Origin of the sequence: Neisseria sicca 4320, assembly GCF_000193735.1 — a bacterium.
GTDB lineage: Bacteria > Pseudomonadota > Gammaproteobacteria > Burkholderiales > Neisseriaceae > Neisseria > Neisseria sicca_E.
This window is the reverse complement of sequence record NZ_AEPF01000028.1, coordinates 39919-55076: the sequence shown is the minus strand read 5'-3', so window position 1 is coordinate 55076 and position 15158 is coordinate 39919. Positions and strand designations below refer to the sequence as shown.

The 15158-nt window shown below is 51.1% G+C and carries 15 protein-coding genes, 1 tRNA gene and 1 pseudogene; 6 read left to right on the top strand and 11 right to left on the bottom strand.

Translation table 11 applies throughout. The features are described from left to right. Window positions 1–14: 14 nt before the first annotated feature. Window positions 15–91: transfer RNA gene (locus NSCA4_RS0102635), tRNA-Asp, on the top strand. Between the two features lie 350 nt (window positions 92–441). Here the strand turns inward: NSCA4_RS0102635 and NSCA4_RS0102630 are convergent. After that, entirely contained in the window at window positions 442–1236 is a 795-nt protein-coding gene (locus NSCA4_RS0102630) for a 3'-5' exonuclease (RefSeq protein WP_003744040.1), read from the bottom strand. Window positions 1237–1424: 188 nt separating this feature from the next. Here NSCA4_RS0102630 and glyQ point away from each other — a divergent pair, with 188 nt between their 5' ends. Beyond that, a complete protein-coding gene (gene glyQ / locus NSCA4_RS0102625; protein ID WP_003744037.1) occupies window positions 1425–2321 on the top strand; it encodes a glycine--tRNA ligase subunit alpha in 897 nt (298 codons plus the stop codon). A gap of 116 nt (window positions 2322–2437) precedes the next feature. Continuing rightward, on the top strand, window positions 2438–4579 hold the full coding sequence (glyS, locus tag NSCA4_RS0102620) for a glycine--tRNA ligase subunit beta (RefSeq protein WP_016686694.1): 2142 nt from the start codon (window positions 2438–2440) through the stop codon (window positions 4577–4579). A 488-nt stretch (window positions 4580–5067) separates the two neighbouring features. Here glyS and plsX read toward each other — a convergent pair whose 3' ends face one another. The 5 genes from plsX to NSCA4_RS0102600 form a co-directional block, all read right to left on the bottom strand. Continuing rightward, on the bottom strand, window positions 5068–6126 hold the full coding sequence (plsX, locus tag NSCA4_RS0102615) for a phosphate acyltransferase PlsX (RefSeq protein WP_016686693.1): 1059 nt from the start codon (window positions 6124–6126) through the stop codon (window positions 5068–5070). An 82-nt stretch (window positions 6127–6208) separates the two neighbouring features. Next, entirely contained in the window at window positions 6209–6409 is a 201-nt protein-coding gene (locus NSCA4_RS15945) for a hypothetical protein (protein ID WP_255265261.1), read from the bottom strand. A 7-nt stretch (window positions 6410–6416) separates the two neighbouring features. After that, window positions 6417–6944, bottom strand: coding sequence for a phosphoribosyltransferase (locus tag NSCA4_RS0102610; protein ID WP_029609468.1), 528 nt, complete (start codon window positions 6942–6944; stop codon window positions 6417–6419). Window positions 6945–7103: 159 nt separating this feature from the next. Further along, a complete protein-coding gene (gene rpmF / locus NSCA4_RS0102605) occupies window positions 7104–7283 on the bottom strand; it encodes a 50S ribosomal protein L32 (RefSeq protein WP_003744026.1) in 180 nt (59 codons plus the stop codon). A 34-nt stretch (window positions 7284–7317) separates the two neighbouring features. Next, window positions 7318–7818, bottom strand: a complete 501-nt coding sequence (locus NSCA4_RS0102600) for a YceD family protein (protein ID WP_016686691.1) — start codon at window positions 7816–7818, stop codon at window positions 7318–7320. 54 nt (window positions 7819–7872) lie between these two features. On the opposite strand from NSCA4_RS0102600, the gene NSCA4_RS0102595 reads away from it, so the two are divergent. Beyond that, a complete protein-coding gene (locus NSCA4_RS0102595) occupies window positions 7873–8463 on the top strand; it encodes a Maf family protein (protein WP_016686690.1) in 591 nt (196 codons plus the stop codon). 58 nt (window positions 8464–8521) lie between these two features. Then, on the top strand, window positions 8522–9232 hold the full coding sequence (locus NSCA4_RS0102590; RefSeq protein WP_016686689.1) for an SAM-dependent methyltransferase: 711 nt from the start codon (window positions 8522–8524) through the stop codon (window positions 9230–9232). 119 nt (window positions 9233–9351) lie between these two features. On the opposite strand, the gene NSCA4_RS0102585 is transcribed toward NSCA4_RS0102590, so the two are convergent. From NSCA4_RS0102585 to NSCA4_RS0102575, 3 genes are all read right to left on the bottom strand, one after another. After that, a complete protein-coding gene (locus tag NSCA4_RS0102585) occupies window positions 9352–10176 on the bottom strand; it encodes an undecaprenyl-diphosphate phosphatase (RefSeq protein WP_016686688.1) in 825 nt (274 codons plus the stop codon). 367 nt (window positions 10177–10543) lie between these two features. Continuing rightward, window positions 10544–11188 carry a thiol:disulfide interchange protein DsbA/DsbL gene (locus tag NSCA4_RS0102580; RefSeq protein WP_029609467.1) on the bottom strand — a complete coding sequence of 215 codons (645 nt, stop codon included), beginning with the start codon at window positions 11186–11188 and terminating at the stop codon, window positions 10544–10546. Between the two features lie 10 nt (window positions 11189–11198). Continuing rightward, on the bottom strand, window positions 11199–12290 hold the full coding sequence (locus tag NSCA4_RS0102575; RefSeq protein WP_016686686.1) for an SPOR domain-containing protein: 1092 nt from the start codon (window positions 12288–12290) through the stop codon (window positions 11199–11201). Window positions 12291–12602: 312 nt separating this feature from the next. On the opposite strand from NSCA4_RS0102575, the pseudogene NSCA4_RS13560 reads away from it, so the two are divergent. Then, a pseudogene (locus NSCA4_RS13560) lies at window positions 12603–12845 on the top strand (transposase); the annotation flags it as partial. Window positions 12846–13116: 271 nt separating this feature from the next. On the opposite strand, the gene NSCA4_RS0102570 reads toward NSCA4_RS13560, so the two are convergent. Further along, entirely contained in the window at window positions 13117–13587 is a 471-nt protein-coding gene (locus tag NSCA4_RS0102570) for a hypothetical protein (RefSeq protein WP_016686685.1), read from the bottom strand. A 63-nt stretch (window positions 13588–13650) separates the two neighbouring features. Further along, complete coding sequence (locus tag NSCA4_RS0102565; RefSeq protein ID WP_016686684.1) at window positions 13651–15147, bottom strand: YifB family Mg chelatase-like AAA ATPase; 1497 nt, start codon at window positions 15145–15147, stop codon at window positions 13651–13653. Between the last annotated feature and the right edge of the window lie 11 nt (window positions 15148–15158).

Below are 15158 nucleotides of genomic sequence, written 5' to 3'. Positions count from 1 at the left end.
TAAAACAATGATGCGCGGTGGTAGCTCAGTTGGTTAGAGTACCGGCCTGTCACGCCGGGGGTCGCGGGTTCGAGCCCCGTCCGCCGCGCCAAATTTCAAAAATACCGGCTTTGCCGGTATTTTTTGTGCGTAAGAAACGAACGTGGAGAGGACGGCTATTTGGTTTTCAGACGACGACTTATAGAGATTTCACTTTAAAGCAGGATAGGGTAGAGGAATGGTCGGCTGTATAGAGTCTGCAGTTGATTTACCTTGAGCTTTCGAATCTTAGTAAATCGTGTTCTCTTTGAGTTAAGGTGAGGTAACGTTGTTTTGGTTTGAAGTCAATCTATTGTAGGTTCTAATTTTGTTTAGGGTCGTCTGAAAACAGAAATCCATACCGGATTCTGCTTTTCAGACGACCTTTATGATTTGCAGGAACGATGTTTCCAAGTCTGAAGCTCAACGCCAGGCGGCGACAAACTCGTTCCAATGCTGCTTGTCCTGAGCCTGTCCGGTCAGGTAATGCTTCAGCCGTTTGACTTCCACTTCATACTCGTCCGCGTCCAAAGCGCCGCTCATCAGGCGAAAGCGCAGGAACATCAAATAAGTGTTTGCCGCATCGGTTTCACAATAGTCGCGGATGTCTTTCAGACGACCTGCGTGGAACGCCTCCCAAACTTTGCTGCCGTCCATGCCCAATTTACCGGGGAAGCCGCAAAGCTTCGCCATATCGTCCAGCGGCACATTGGCACGCGGCTGGTACAGGGCGAGCAGGTCCATCAGGTCGCAATGGCGGTTGTGGTAGCGGCTGATGTAGTTGTTCCACTTGAAATCGCGGCTGTCGCCGAAATCGCCCTCGCCCATATCCCAATAACGCGCCGCCGCAATGCCGTGTATCAGCGCGCGGTAATGCAGGACGGGCAGGTCGAAGCCGCCGCCGTTCCAGCTCACCAATTGCGGCGTATGGCTTTCGATAAGGTCGAAAAACTTGGCGATCATTTCCTCTTCGCTGTCGTGCATCTCGCCTATGGTGCCGACGTGGATTTTGTCTTGCCCCCAGCGCATACAGCAGGAAATGGCGACCACTTGGTGCAGATGGTGCTGCATAAAGTCAGAGCCGTTTTGGGCGCGGCGTTTCTGCTGGGCAAACAAGACGACCTCGTCGTCCGGCAAAGAAGCAGGCAGATCGTACAACAGGCGGATGCCGTTCACATCAGGCACGGTTTCAATATCGAAAGCCAAAATCGGGGTCATGGGCGACTCCTCAAATTCAATCAAAACAGATTAAAACAGACAACAGGATAACGGCATTGTGGCATGTTTCCGCATTTATTGACAGTCAAATCACACCGCCGACCTGCCATTCCATCCGCCTGTACACCTACCCAAAACACCGTCAAAACAGTAAAATCCCCCTTTTACCCCAATCCGAAACATAAGCCATGCTCACCTTCCAACAAATCATCTTCAAACTGCAAACATTCTGGGCAGACAAAGGCTGCACCGTCATCCAACCTTTCGACATGGAAGTCGGCGCCGGTACTTCCCACCCCGCTACCTGCCTGCGCGCGCTCGGTCCCGAGCCTTGGTTTGCCGCCTACGTCCAACCCAGCCGCCGCCCCAAAGACGGCCGCTACGGCGATAACCCCAACCGCCTGCAACACTATTATCAATTCCAAGTCGCCCTCAAACCCGCGCCCGCCAATATTCAAGACCTTTATCTCGACTCTCTGCGCGAATTGGGCATCGACCCCAAAGTCCACGACATCCGCTTCGTCGAAGACGACTGGGAAAACCCCACCCTCGGCGCATGGGGCTTGGGCTGGGAAGTTTGGCTCAACGGCATGGAAGTGACCCAGTTCACCTACTTCCAACAAGTCGGCGGCATCGACTGCACGCCTGTACTCGGCGAAATCACCTACGGCATCGAACGCTTGGCGATGTACCTGCAAGGCGTGGAAAACGTCTACGACCTCGTTTGGGCAAAAACGCTGGACGGCAATACCGTCACCTACGGCGACGTGTACCACCAAAACGAAGTCGAACAATCCACCTACAACTTCGAATACAGCGATGCCGACTGGCTGCTGCGCCAGTTCAACGACTACGAAGCGCAAGCCAAACGCCTGCTCGCCGAAGAAAACGCCAGCCTCGCCCTGCCCGCCTACGAGCTGGTCCTCAAAGCCGGACACACCTTCAACCTATTAGATGCACGCGGCGCCATTTCTGTTACTGAACGCGCCACCTACATCGGCCGCATCCGTGCCCTCAGCCGCACCGTAGCGCAGAAATACGTCGAAAGCCGCGAGAAACTGGGCTTCCCGTTGATTAAAAAATAACGATACGTCGTCTGAAACAGGTTTTCAGACGACCTTTATTGCGTATTCATTAATACAGGCCGTACGGCATATGCAGGCTTTATAAGCAGGACCTACGGACAAACAGAAAGTCTCCCATGACAACCCAAACCCTTTTAATCGAACTCCTTACCGAAGAACTCCCCCCCAAAGCCCTGAATAATTTAGGCAACCACTTCGCCGCTTCTGTTGCCGAAGGCTTGGAAAAAGCGCAACTGATTGACGGCGAAGCCGAATTTACCGCCTACGCCTCGCCGCGCCGTTTGGCTGTTCAAATCAAAAACGTTAAAGCCGTTCAAGCTGATCAGAAAATCGTGAAAAAAGGCCCTGCCGTGGCGAATGCCATGAAAGACGGTGTACCGACCAAGGCTTTGGAAGGTTTTGCGCGCGGTGCTGGGGCGAAAATCGAAGACTTGACCATCGTCCACGACGGTAAGCAGGATGTGTACGCCTACGAATACGTCCAAACCGGCAAACCGTTGGGCGAACTCTTGGAAGACATTATCAATCAAGCCGTTAAGAAACTGCCGATTCCCAAAGTGATGCGTTGGGGCAGCAGCACGTTTACCTTCGTGCGCCCCGTTCACGGGCTGATTGTGCTGCATGGAGACGACATCGTGGACGTCAGCGTCTTGGGCCTGCAAAGCGGCAATCAAACCTTGGGACATCGCTTCCTGTCCAACGGCGAAATCACCATTGAAAACGCCGACAGCTACGCCGCACAAATGCGCGAGCAAGGCAAAGTCGTCGCTTCGTTTGCCGAGCGCAAAGCCGCCATTCAAACGGCCTTGAGCGAACAGGCAGGTCGTCTGAAAGCCACCGTAGCCGCCGATGAAGCCCTGTTGGACGAAGTGACCGCGCTGGTTGAATGGCCTGTGGTATTGGAAGCCGGTTTTGAAGAACATTTCCTCGCTGTGCCGCAGGAATGCCTGATTCTGACCATGCAGCAAAACCAAAAATACTTCCCGCTGCTCGACCAAAACGGCAAATTGATGAACCGCTTCCTGCTGGTCTCCAACCTGCAAACCGAAGACCCGTCGCACATCATCCAAGGCAACGAACGCGTCTTGCGCGCGCGCCTGTCTGATGCCGAGTTCTTCTACAAGCAAGACCAGAAAGCGACTTTGGAAAGCCGCCTGCCCAAGTTGGCAAACGTGGTGTACCACAACAAAATCGGTTCGCAAGCCGAGCGTATCGAACGCCTGCAAAGCATCGCCGCCCACATCGCCAAAGCTTTGGGTGCGGACGCTGCCGCAGCCGAACGCGCCGCACGTTTGGCGAAAGCCGACTTGGTTACCGAAATGGTCGGCGAGTTCCCCGAACTGCAAGGTACGATGGGCAAATACTATGCCCGTTTGGACGGCGAAACCGAAGAAATTGCCGAAGCCATTGAGCAACATTATTGGCCACGTTTTGCAGGCGACAATCTTCCTCAAAGCAAAATCGCTATCGCTGTTGCGCTGGCCGACAAACTGGAAACTTTGGTTGGCATTTGGGGTATCGGACAAATTCCTACAGGTGATAAAGATCCTTACGCCTTGCGTCGTGCCACATTGGGTATTTTGCGGATACTAATGTTACCTGAGTGTAAAGGAGATCAATTAGGATTAGGTCAATTAATTAATGAAACATTTCAAACCTTTCCTTGTAGTTGGAAAAATATGGCAAATTCCTTGGAACAGCGACATTTTTTGTCCAACATAACCTCTTTCATAGAGACCCGTTTAGCAATTCTTTTACAAAATGAATATTCGCAAGACGTAATCTCAGCAGTTTTGAAAGGTCCAAAACAAACTCCTGAAGAAAGTAAACGGGGAGTACGCCTTTGGTTTCATAAACTATATAATCTCCATGCCAAACTGCAAGCCGTCGCCGCGTTCAAGCAACTGCCCGAAGCCGCCGCGCTCGCCGCCGCCAACAAACGCGTGCAAAACCTGTTGAAAAAAGCCGATGCCGCGTTGGGCGAAGTCGATGAAAGCCTGCTGCAACAAGACGAAGAAAAAGCCCTGTATGCCGCCGCACAAGGCTTGCAGCCAAAAATTGCCGCCGCTGTTGCCGAAGGCAATTTTCAGACAGCCTTGTCCGAACTGGCTTCCGTTAAACCGCAGGTCGATGCCTTCTTCGACGGCGTGATGGTGATGGTGGAAGACCCCGCCGTAAAACAAAACCGCCTGAACCTGCTGAACCGCTTGGCAGAGCAGATGAACGCAGTAGCCGATATTGCGCTCTTGGGCGAATAATATCGAGCCATAAACAAAGGTCGTCTGAAAACGGACAAGCAGCTTTGCCTAACGTTTTCAGACGACCTTTTTGATTGTTTCAGGTTCGCGGTTGTGGGGTAGGTGGTAGGTAACGGATTTATTATAGTGAACTTATTTTGTTTTCGAGGCTGGCTCTACTATTTTCGTACAAGTGGAAATCCAAAGACTAGAAATCTTGGAAATATTTAAACATTCTTGAACAACTGAAATATAGATTTTCGCTTGCACAAGGGATAACGATGGTGATGTAGTATGGACTTTACTTGCAAATATAATGGAAAAAAGCTTTTAAAGTTTTTGGCATAATTTGCCGATAAAGCTTGTGCCACAAGTTTTGGTTTGCCGGACAGCATATGGTTTGGCAAGTTTGTTCTAAAAATTATTAACCCAATACCTGCTACTTTTTCAAAAAAACGTCGTCTGAAAATTTTTCAGACGACGTTTTTATATTTCATCGTTCAATGGCGTTATTCTGCCGTATCAGAAGCAGCCTCTTTTTGTTCCTTGATTGTCTCCAATGCGGCAAGTTGTTCGGCGACGCCTTGTTCGATTTTGGACAGGCTGGCGGATTTTGCTTCGTGGTAGGCTTCTTCTAAAGCATAGCCGAAGCCTATATCGTCTGTGCCGCCGTGGCTTTTGATGACGATGCCGCGCAGACCGAGCAGAATCGCGCCGTTGAATTTGCGGGGATCCAGTTTGCTTTTCAAGCCTTTCAGGGCGGGGAGGGCGGCGACGGCGGCCATTTTGTTGAACAGGTTGCGTTGGAATTCCTGACGGATGGCTCCGCTCATGAATTTGACCGCGCCTTCGATGGTTTTGAGCATAATGTTGCCAACAAAGCCGTCTGCGACGATAACGTCGGCTTCGCCATATAGGACGCCGTTGCTTTCGATGTTGCCGATGAAATTCAGTTTGCTGCTTTTGAGCAGTTTGAAGGTTTGTTTGACGGTGTCCGTGCCTTTGATGTCTTCGGTGCCGACGTTAAGCAGGCCGACGCGCGGGCTGCCTTTTTGCGGGTAGAGGGCTTGGAAGAGTTCGTTGCCGATGATGGCGAACTGTACGAGCTGTTCGGGCGTGCAATCGACGTTTGCGCCCAAATCGAGGGCGAGGGTCAGGTGTTCGCTGTCGGAGGGCAGGAATTTGGCGATGGCGGGGCGGTCGATGCCGGGAATGGTTTTGAGGACGAAGCGGGCTGTTGCCATGAGCGCGCCGGTATTGCCGGCGGATACGGCGGCCTGCGCGTTGCCTTCTTTAACTTGGTTGATGGCAATGCGCATGGAGGAATCTTTTTTATTTTTCAGGGCAAGCTGCGGAGCTTCGTCCATACCGACGACTTCGGAGGCGTGGAGCACGGTAATGCGATCCATCGGCGCGTTGGCTGCGGAGAGGGATTGGCGGATGGCGGATTCGTCGCCGACCATAATGAGGTGTACGTCTTGCTGCTGTTTCAAAAAGGCAAGGGCACCGGGGACGGTAACTGCGAGACCTGAGTCGCCGCCCATGGCATCTACGGCCAATGTAATCATGTTGTTCTCCGGTTTGTGTGGTGAAGGTAAATAGGGGCAGTATCGGCTGCCTCTGTGGGTTTATTCGGCTTCACAATCGGTTTCAGACGACCTTTGGACGATATGCGGTATGGAGGTCGTCTGAAAATGGGGTGTATGTGTGGTCGGGTGCTTCGGATTGAAGTGTTGCGTTCCACATTCTAATACGTTTTATGAAGATGCGCTGAAAAGAGGCGAAATCGCGTTTTATCGGTATGGTACGGATTTCGCCGTTGCCGTTCCGGGAGAAGGTGGGCTTCTCCATCACGGGCTTATTTTTTGCCTTCAGCAGCGAGGCGGTTGTGTTCGTCGATGTCGAGCGCGTCCCAAGGGTAGTTGATCCACCAGTCTTCTACGGTCAGACCGCTGAAGTAGGGGATACCTTCGGGGATTTTACCGACTTTGGCTTTGATTTTTTCGTGCAAGACGGCTACGGCGATGGTGCCGAAATCTTCTTTTTGCAACTCAGTCAGGCAGAATTCCATGGTTACGCGGCTGTCGTCGACTTCATCGACGACGAGTACGTTTTTGCCTTTCAGTGCGTCAGGGACGGGGTCGAGCCATTGGACTTTTTTGACTTCTTCCGTTACCTGTCCTTCGTTGTCGCTATCGTAATAGGCGGTGGTTACGGCGTAAATCGGGATTTCCAGAAAGCAGCGCAGCATACGGGCGGGGATGAAGCCGCCGCCGCCGATGGCGATCATGGCATCGTATTTGACGCCGGAGTTTTGGATTTTTTCCGCCAACGCTTTGATCACGCGGTGGATGTCGTCGTAGGTGTACCAGATTTTCTGTTTCATGGCGATTCCCGATTGTATTGGGTGTATCAGTTTGAACTGTGAGGATTTCGTGCCGAGTGTTGAGATGGATTCAGGCATGAAGTCGGGCAGTTCGGATGTAATGTAAAAAAGCCAGCATTGCATGGCAATATTCTGGCTTTTTCAGTCAGTCGAATAAGATTATTCGCCTTTGGCTTTCACTACTTTACGACCGCGGTACATACCGTTGGGGGAAATGTGGTGCGGGCGGTGTACTTCGCCGGTTACGCTGTCAACAGACAGAGAAGGCGCGGTCAAAGCGTCGTGAGAGCGGTGCATACCGCGTTTAGAAGGGGATTTTTTGTTTTGTTGAACGGCCATTTCAAGCTCCTAGATAAATAAAACTGTGTCCTGGTTAACTGCTTTTCAAACCTGCTAAAACAGCAAAAGGGTTGGGTTTGTCCTGATTGACTTGTTCCAGCGCGGCATTGTCGCAGTTTTCGTGGCGCGGGGAGAAGGGGAGCGACATTAGGATTTGGTCTTCCACCAACCCGCGTACGTCGAGTTCTTTCTCAATCGGCATGCCTTCCAACTCTTCGTCGGTCAGCATCGCTTCATCCAAGTCCTCTTCATTGGCGAACAAAACAATGCGGCTGGTTTCGTCGAGCGTAAACGGCATGGGGCGGATACATCGTTGGCAAATCAGCGGCATATCGGCTTTGACGTTTAAATCGAGAAACAAACGCTGCAGTCGGTCGCGTCCGCCGCTCAGCGTAAACGACACTTTGGTCTGTTTGTCGGCCGGATAATCGTGTGAACGGACTCGTTCGTCCAATTCCTCAAGCAGGAAGCTGCCTTGCAGGGTCTGCTTTTCGGAGGCGAAAACTTCTGGGTCAATCAAATTAGGGTCTGACATAAACGGGGTATGATATAATTTCGACAGTCTAACGTCAATATTTTTAAGCAAAATATGAGTGCAAAACTGCCTTTGATATTGGGTTCGGGTTCGGTGTTCCGCCGTGTGCAGCTCGAACGTTTGGGCATTGATTTTCAAACTGCCGCGCCTGATTTCGACGAAACGCCTGCTGCGGGTGAAAACGCAGCGGATACTGCCTTGCGTTTGGCAGAAGGGAAGGCGCGTTCGCTGGCGGCTCGATTTCCTGCCGCACTGGTGATCGGCGCGGACCAAGTGGCGTGGTGCAATGACCGCCAGTTGGGCAAGCCGATGAACGTGGCAAATGCACAACAAATGCTTCGGGATTTGAGCGGCAGAAAGATTGAATTTTACAGCGCAATCGTGCTTTTGAATACTGCTTCGGGACGCATTCAGCGGCATGTCGATAACACGTCGGTCGTGATGCGCGCGCTGACAGACGGGCAGATTGAGCGTTATCTGGCACGCGAACCGGACGCGGTTTACTGCGCGGGTGCGGCGAAGAGCGAGGGCTTGGGCGCGGCGTTGCTGGAGCGCATAGACAGCAGCGACCCGAACGCGCTTATCGGTTTGCCCATCTTCAAACTGGTCGAGTTTTTAAAAAACGAAGGCGTAGAAATCATTTAGGTCGTCTGAAAACAGCCGTCTGACAGTTTCAGACGACCTTCCGTATAGGAAACCCATCATGTCCCCGATTCTTTACCTGATTCCCACCCCTTTGGGTGCGCCCGACACCCCCTGCCTGCTGCCGCACGAACAGGCGCAGATTACCGGCTTGACCGATTTTGTCGTCGAAGCCGAGAAAACCGCCCGCGCCCATTTGAAACATTTGGGTATCACGACGCCCATCCGCGAGCTGAACCTGCAAACTTTAAACGAACACACCGACCTGAAAACCCTGCCCGAGCTTCTGAAACCTTTGCAAGAAGGGCGCAGCATGGGCATTCTCAGCGAAGCCGGTTGTCCCGCGGTTGCCGATCCGGGTGCAAATCTGGTGGCATTGGCGCACCGACACGGCTATGAAGTCCGTCCGCTGGTCGGCCCGTCCAGCCTGTTGCTGGCACTGATGGCGTCAGGAGCGAACGGGCAGAATTTCGCGTTCAAAGGCTATCTGCCGTCCGAGAAAAGCGAGCGTATCGAAGCTTTGAAGAGCTTGGAGCAGCGTTCGCGCCAGCAAAACGAAACCCAGCTTTTCATCGAAACGCCTTACCGCAACGACGCGCTGCTCGCCGACGCACTGGAAACGCTGCACCCTGAAACCCGCCTCTGCACCGCAACCGACCTGACTTTACCGACGCAGGAAATCATCAGCCAAACCGTTGCCGCTTGGCGGAAATTGAAAACGCTGCCGAATTTGAAAAAACGCCCGACGATATTTGTGTTGCACGCAGGTTAGAAAGTAGGGGCGGGCGGTTTGACCGATTAGCCATCATACTGAAAAAGGTCGTCTGAAACCTTCCAGATAAGGTTTTCAGACGACCTTTGCTTTATCTAAAGCTTATCCCTGCTTCAACATCATGCTGCCCATTTGACCCAGCCCATCGCCCAAGTCAGCAGAATCAATCCGCCGAAGACGATGCGGTAGTAGGCAAACGGAACGTAGTTTTTGCTGGATACGAATTTCAGCAGCGATTTAATCGCCAGGAAACCTGCCAAGAAGGCGGCGATGAAACCGACGGCAATCAGGCCGACATCTTGCAAAGTAAAAAGTTTGTAGTTTTTCAATACGTCATAGCCGGTAGCGGCAATCATCATCGGCACGGCGAGGAAGAAAGAAAATTCGGTCGCAGCTTTGCGCTCGATGCCCCACAGCATACCGCCCATAATCGTACTGCCCGAACGCGAAGTCCCCGGCACCAGCGCACAAACTTGGGCGCAGCCGACCACAAGCGCGTCAATCGGGCGCATTTCATCCACGCTTTTGACTTTCGGCTTGATTTTGCTTTGACGTTTTTCGACCCACAGAATAAAGAGTCCGCCCAATACCAACATGGTGGCGACGGTAATCGGTTTAAATAAATCTTCTTTAATTTGTTTGCTGAACAGCAAACCTACGACTGCCGCAGGCACGAACGCGATGGCAAGGTTCAGTACAAAGCGGTTGGCGGCACGGTCTTTGCCCAGTCCGGACAAAACGGAAGTGAAACGCTGACGATACTCAAAAATCACGGCAAGGACCGCGCCCAGTTGGATAGCGATCTCAAAGACTTTGCCGTTGCTGTGGAAATTGAGCAAATCGCCCAATACAATCAAGTGGCCGGTACTTGAAATCGGCAGAAATTCCGTCAAACCTTCCACAATGCCCATAATCAGGGCTTTTAATAAAGTCAAAATGTCCATATTGCTTTCTTTTTTGGTTTTCAGACGACGTTTGCCCGTCTGGATTTCAGGATAAAGCGGTATCAGAATCGGAAAACTGCTGCGGTATGGCGGTGTTTGCCCTATCCCTCAGCAGTATCGTTTTTATGGATTTTATAGTGGATTAAATTTAAACCAGTACGGCGTTGCCTCGCCTTAGCTCAAAGAGAACGATTCTCTAAGGTGCTGAAGCACCAAGTGAATCGGTTCCGTACTATTTGTACTGTCTGCGGCTTCGTCGCCTTGTCCTGATTTTTGTTAATCCACTATACGCCGCCCAAAACAAACAGACAGTTCGGAAACCGCCTTATCTTTTGCGGTCATTCCGAAACTGTCTGGATAAATTCCGTCAGCGCGCGGCTTTGCCGGAACGCTCTTGGCGGACTTTATTAATCAGCTCGCCTATGGTTTTCTGCCCATTCGCCCAATCGCTGCTGAATATGACCCGATATTTGCCGCCGACGATGACGTCCGGCGTGCCTTCGATATGGTAGGTCTCGGTCAGGCTTTGCATTTTTTTAGCGGCTGCAAGGCTCGCGGGTGCGTCGTATGCGGCGATCAGTTTTTTGCTGTCAAAGCTTTTTTGTGCCGCCGCCCAGCTTTTGAAAGTGGCGGTATCCGCCAAATTGATTTTCTGTTCGTGTACGGCTTTGAAAATAGCGGGGTTTGCCTGATACTTCAAACCCGAAGCGTTAACCGCCGCGGCAACCCGCGCCAAGCCCAACATTTCAGGCATCCAGACGACGTGTTCGGTACGCAGGTAAACGTCTTTCGGGAAAGTTTTGCTGTATGACAGCAAGACGGGATCAAAGTTTTGGCAATGTACGCAGAAATAGCCGAAAAATTCCAAAACTTCGATTTTGGATGCGTCTTGTTGCGGAATCGGTTTGTTCAAAACCGTGTAATCTACGCCTTCGACCGCAGCCTGCGCGCTTGCAGAAAAGGCAAGCACAAGGCTGAGGAGGACGGCTGCCGGTCTAGTTGTCCGTTTCATTGCCGCCCCCTTATTGAGCCGAACGCATCAGGCTGTTGATATTGTGTTTTTGCAAGTCTTTCTGAACGTTTTTCGCGGCTTCAGACGACATACTGTTGCTTTGTACGCGGTAAACGGTTTTGTCGCCGTTGGTGCGCTCGACCACTTTGGACGAAATGCCCAGCATGGCGAGTTTGGCACGTTGCGCGTCGGCGCTGTTGCGGTCGGCGTACGAACCCATTTGCAGGATGACTTTTTTACCGCCTTCCGCAGTTTTGGCTTCGGCTTTGGCGGATGATTTGTCTGCTTCGGCTTTCTTCACTTCTTTCGCCGCGCCTTTATTCGCTTCCTGACGGGCTTTTTCGATGCTGCCGCTGTTCAGGATTTGTTCGGGAGTCGGTTTGTTGGTTTTAGCCGTTTCGGTTTTCTTGGCTTCGGCGGCTTTCTTCTCTGCCGCTTTTTTCTCAGCAAGTTTGCGCTCGGCGCGCGCTTTTTGTTTGTCGGTCAACTCGGCTGCCTTTTGGGCTTTATCGGCGGCATCTTTGTCGGCTTTGGCTTTTTCTGCGCGTTTTTTCGCAAGCTCTGCCTTTTTCTCGGCAAGTTTTTGTTTCAACTCGCGTTCGGCAGCGTCTTTGTCTTCTTTTTCAGCTTCGCGCAGGGCTTTTTCTGTTTCGCGGGCTTCGTCTTCCGCTTCTCGGACGGCACGTTCTTTTTCCGCTTTTTCTTTGTCTGCGCGCTCTTTGTCAGCTTTGGCTTTATCTGCCTTTTCTTGCGCTTCTTTCTCGGCGCGTTCTTTTTCTTTGGCTGCCGCATCATCGTCAGCCTCGCTGCGTTTCGCCTCAGGCTTAACCTCTTCGGTCGGGCGCTCTTTCTCTACGGGAACAACGACAGGTGGTTCTTCCGCTTCAGGCTTGGCTTCAGGCTTAGCCTCAGGTTTGGATTTTTCCTGCGGCTTGAGGATTTCAGGCTCGGTTTGCTGTTTTTGCGGCTCGGTCGCGCCTTTGAAGGCGTTCGGCGTGTCTTGATTCAGAAAATACAGGATGCCCCCGATCACGCCGGTAGCGAGGAGGAGGCCGAAGAAAAAGCCGAAAAGGCCTTTGCCGTATTGAGTGTTCTTATTCATGAGATACCTATATTGATGATGCCGTTCAGACGACCTTTTGGCGGCAGATGAATCTGCTGCTGCCATCGGCAGGGACGGGTCATTTTATCAATATCCTTTATATTGGGCAAAAGTGCGCCGTTTGTTTACATGGTTTTTACGAAAACCGCCGTGATGTTAGGACGTACTGACAGTTTGTCGACAACAGAATTTTTCCTTATAAAACAAGATATTCCGCACTTAAAACATCAGCAAGATACCCAATCTTTTTCAGCTTTTTATCTTGAATCTTCCGTTTTCAGTATTCAAGGGCGGCCGGTCTCAAGCAGTTAGGACAAGTTGGGTGTGAGCGGTTTTATCCATTACCGTATCAACCATTCCAAGGAGTTTGCAGACCGTCAGAACCACATCAACGGTATCGAGAACTTTTGGAATCAGGCAAAGCGGGTTTTACGCAAATACAACGGAATTGACCGAAAATCTTTTCCACTATTCTTAAAAGAATGCGAATTCCGGTTTAACTTCGGCACACCGTCTCAACAGCTTAAAATTCTGCGGGATTGGTGTGGAATTTAGAACCAATCTACGTCAGCCCCTAACATTTTGATTATTTGTTCCTACAAATGCAAATTTGCTTCTCCATTTTTATTAGCCATAACGATGGTGCTGATTTACTTGTATGTACTGTTTCCACTTAATTATATTAATGATCTTAAAAGGTTATATTTGTTAATTAAAAACTATATTTTATTGATAAATCAATACTCAAATTTAGTCTATAATCAGACTGTGTTTTAAGCTAACCTTTCTTTAATTCAAAACAGAAATTTGCTAACCTACTTTCAATTCATGTATATGTTACATATATAAAATCTGATATGGTGTGTGCTTTTGTAAAATCATAGTAACCCTCTGGTATCTGAAATAAATTATCCATGACCCATTTTTCCAAAAAAACTTTATCCTCATGATAATTATTAAAAAACATAATTTTAATTTCTGAAAACTTTTTAAATTTTTCAAATAAGCTATTATGGGCAAAAACAAAAGGAATCATACAGTTTAATAATATAAAATCAGTTTCTTTCTCCCCATGAAAAGCAACCCAATTTTCAATTCCTTTATCCCAATCCGTCTCGAATGAAAAATAATTTGATATTAAAAAAATAGATTTTTTTAAAGAGATTGCATCATACCTACGCTCCATACCCCATAAAAAATCCTGTGTCAAATCGTAAAAAACACTAGTTTTCTGGCATCGCATAAATAACCCCATTGTCTTTCCGATAAACATTAATAACTTTTGTAGGCTTACCATTTGCATATCCTACAATCTCTGAAGACAGAGTTGATTTACCATATCAGGTCGTCTGAAAATTTTTTACAACGCGCGGCGGAAGCTGACGGCTTTCAAAACATGGCTTCTACCGACTTCTTCATCGCCTGCCAAATCCGCCAGCGTACGCGCCACGCGCATGATGCGGTGGAAGCTGCGGGCGGAGAGGGAGAGTTTTTCCAACAGGCTGCCCAAGGCTTCCTGCGCTTCTTTTTGGATGCGTGCGGACGTATCGAGTTCACTGACGCTTAAGGCGGCATTCACTTTGCCTTGCCGCGCGTATTGTTTGTAGCGGGCGGCGATCACGCGCTCTAACACACATGCGCTGCTTTCCCCTGCTTCCTGCTGCATCAGTTCGGCGGCGGACAGGCTGGGGACTTCGATGGTCAAATCGATGCGGTCAAGCAGCGGGCCGGAAATCTTGCTGCGGTAACGCGCAACGCTTTCGGGCGTGCAGCGGCAGGGTTTGACGGGATGCCCGAGATAACCGCACGGACAAGGGTTCATGGCGGCGACAAGCTGGAATTTGGCGGGGTAGACGGCTTGACGCGCCGCGCGGGAAATGTGGATTTCGCCGTTTTCCAAAGGTTCGCGCAAAACTTCCAAAACTTTGCGGTCAAACTCGGGCAGCTCGTCCAAAAACAAAACGCCGTGATGCGCCAATGAAATTTCGCCCGGACGCGGATCGGAACCGCCGCCGACCATGGCTGCCGAACTGGCACTATGGTGCGGGCTGCGGAAAGGACGGTGGCTGTCGAGTTGTTGCTGGTGGTTGGGCAGGAGCGAACGCAATGCCCATACTTCGACCAATTCGTCTTCGGTCAAAGGCGGCAGAATGCCGGGCAGCCGTTGGGAAAGCATGGACTTGCCCGTTCCCGGCGGCCCCATCATCAAGAGGCTGTGTCCGCCCGCGGCGGCGATTTCCAAAGCAAGGCGGGCGGTGTGTTGACCTTTGACATCGATGAGGTCGGGCAGTTTGGCGTTTTCAGACGACCTCTGCGGAACTTTGCAGTCGGTTTGCGCCAAGGGTTCGATGCCGTTCAAATGAGCAGCGACTTCACCCAACGAACGCGCGCCGTAAACGGTAATGCCGCGCATCACGGCGGCTTGTTCTGCGTTTTCCTGCGGCAGGACGAAAGAACGCCCTGCCTGCATCCCCTGCCACGCCATCGCCAACGCGCCGCGCACAGGGCGCAACATGCCGGAAAGTGCCAATTCGCCGGCAAACTCATACTGCGCGAGCTTTTCGGGTGCGATTTGTCCGGATGCGGCGAGGATACCCAGCGCAATCGGCAGGTCGAAACGTCCCGATTCTTTGGGCAGGTCGGCGGGGGCGAGGTTGACGGTGATTTTTTTGGCGGGGAAGTCGAAACCGCTTTGGATGATAGCGGCGCGCACGCGGTCGCGGCTTTCTTTGACTTCGGTATCGGGCAATCCGACGATATTGAAATGAGGCAGGCCGTTGGCAAGGTGGGCTTCCACTTCGACCAACGGCGCATTCATACCGCTCAAGGCGCGGCTGTAAACCAATGCAAGCGACATGTATCAGACGA